The 2,011-nt window shown below is 61.7% G+C and carries 3 protein-coding genes; all 3 read left to right on the forward strand.

What is annotated here, in order from left to right:
• Positions 1-452: ABC transporter permease subunit (locus NKI97_RS35300; protein WP_352838598.1), on the forward strand; the 452-nt coding region annotated here is incomplete at its 5' end.
• Positions 445-1,329 carry a sulfate ABC transporter permease subunit CysW gene (gene cysW / locus NKI97_RS35305; RefSeq protein ID WP_352621239.1) on the forward strand — a complete coding sequence of 295 codons (885 nt, stop codon included), beginning with the start codon at positions 445-447 and terminating at the stop codon, positions 1,327-1,329. The genes NKI97_RS35300 and cysW, both read left to right, overlap by 8 nt.
• Positions 1,330-1,460: 131 nt before the next feature.
• The coding region (locus NKI97_RS35310) for a sulfate/molybdate ABC transporter ATP-binding protein (protein ID WP_352838599.1) at positions 1,461-2,011 on the forward strand (551 nt) is incomplete at its 3' end.

Below are 2,011 nucleotides of genomic sequence, written 5' to 3' on the forward strand. Positions count from 1 at the left end.
GAAGCCTGCTGACGCCGCTCGGCATTAAGGTCGCGTATACGCCGCTCGGCATCGTCATCGCGCTGGTCTTCATCGGTCTGCCCTTCGTCGTGCGCACCGTGCAGCCGATCATGGAGGAGATCGACAAGGAGGTAGAAGAAGTGGCCGCCACGCTCGGCGCCAATCGCTTCCAGATCATCAGCCGCGTTCTACTACCCGGACTGGCGCCTGCCATCGTCACCGGTTTCGCGCTGGCCTTCGCGCGCGGCGTCGGCGAGTACGGTTCCGTCATCTTTATCGCCGGCAACCTGCCGTTCAAATCCGAGATCGCGCCGCTTCTGATCGTCATCCGGCTGGAGGAATATAATTACGCCGCGGCGACCGCGATAGCGGCGATCATGCTGGCGCTGTCCTTCGTCATGCTGCTGGTCATCAACCTGGTGCAGACCTGGAGCCGCAAGCGCTATGGCTGACCCGGAGATCAAATCCTACGCGCCGCACCATGAAAGCCAGTCGCCGGCGGTGACCGAGAGCCGCACGGCGAGAACCGTGCTGATGATAGTGACCTTTGCCTTCCTCGGCATTTTCCTGCTCCTGCCGCTGATCATCGTCTTCAAGGAAGCTTTCGCCAAAGGTATCGAGGCCTACACACAGGCGCTGAGCGAACCGGACACGCGCTCGGCGATCCGCCTGACGCTTCTGGTCGCGGCGATCTCGGTGCCGCTCAACATCGTCTTCGGTATTTCCGCCGCCTGGGCGATCGCCAAGTTCGAGTTCAAGGGCAAGGCGTTCCTGACCACACTGATCGACCTGCCGTTTTCGGTCTCCCCGGTCATTTCCGGCCTGGTCTATGTACTTCTGTTCGGCGCGCAAGGCCTGCTCGGCGCCTGGCTCAAGGCGCATGGCATCGTCATCCTGTTTGCCGTGCCGGGCATCGTGCTGGCCACCGTCTTCGTCACCTTCCCCTTCGTCGCCCGCGAATTGATCCCGCTGATGCAGGAACAGGGCAATGGCGACGAGGAGGCTGCCCTGTCGCTCGGGGCCAACGGCTGGCAGGCGTTCTGGTACGTGACATTGCCCAACGTCAAATGGGGATTGCTCTACGGCGTGTTGCTGTGCAATGCCCGTGCCATGGGCGAGTTCGGCGCGGTCTCGGTCGTGTCGGGCCACATACGCGGGCTAACCAACACCATGCCGCTGCATGTTGAAATCCTTTATAACGAGTACAATGCCGCCGCCGCCTTTGCCGTCGCTTCGCTGCTTGCCGGCCTGGCGCTCGTCACGCTGGTCTTGAAAACACTTCTCGAGATGCGCTACGGCGCCGAGATCGCCGCGACGCGCGGACACTGACAAATGCATGTCGCCCAAAAGTGTGTAGCGGTTTTTGGACAACGACATGCATAAAACAAAGATTTGATGTCGCCCAAAAGTGGGAACCGGTTTTGGGATAACGGCATGCATCAACTACAAAAGGGATTTGCATGGAAGTTCGCGTTGCCAACGTGCGCAAGGAGTTTGAGCGGTTTCCGGCCCTCCGCGACGTTTCGCTCGACATCAAGTCGGGAGAACTGATCGCCCTGCTGGGACCTTCCGGTTCCGGCAAGACGACGCTGCTCAGGCTGATTGCCGGCTTGGAGCGGCCGACCCGCGGAAAGATCTTCTTCGGCGAAGAGGATGCCTCTCAAAAGTCGATTCAGGAGCGCAATGTCGGCTTCGTCTTCCAGCACTACGCGCTGTTTCGCCATATGACGGTCGCCGACAATATCGGCTTCGGACTCAAGGTCCGGCACGGGCCGTCACGCCCGTCGGCGAAGGAAATCCGCCGCCGCGCCTCGGAACTCCTCAACCTCGTTCAGCTTTCCGGTCTGGAAAAACGCTATCCGGCACAGCTTTCGGGCGGCCAGCGCCAGCGCGTGGCGCTGGCCCGCGCCATGGCGATCGAACCGGCCGTGCTTTTGCTCGACGAGCCGTTCGGCGCGCTCGATGCGCAGGTGCGCCGCGAACTGCGCCGCTGGCTGCGCGACATCCACGA

Origin of the sequence: Mesorhizobium sp. M0296 (assembly GCF_040321675.1) — a bacterium.
Taxonomy (GTDB): domain Bacteria; phylum Pseudomonadota; class Alphaproteobacteria; order Rhizobiales; family Rhizobiaceae; genus Mesorhizobium.

What these genes read in the sequence shown, in the direction of transcription:
- cysW (WP_352621239.1), top strand. Translation starts at nt 445, where the DNA reads ATGGCTGACCCGGAGATCAAATCCTACGCGCCGCACCATGAAAGCCAG.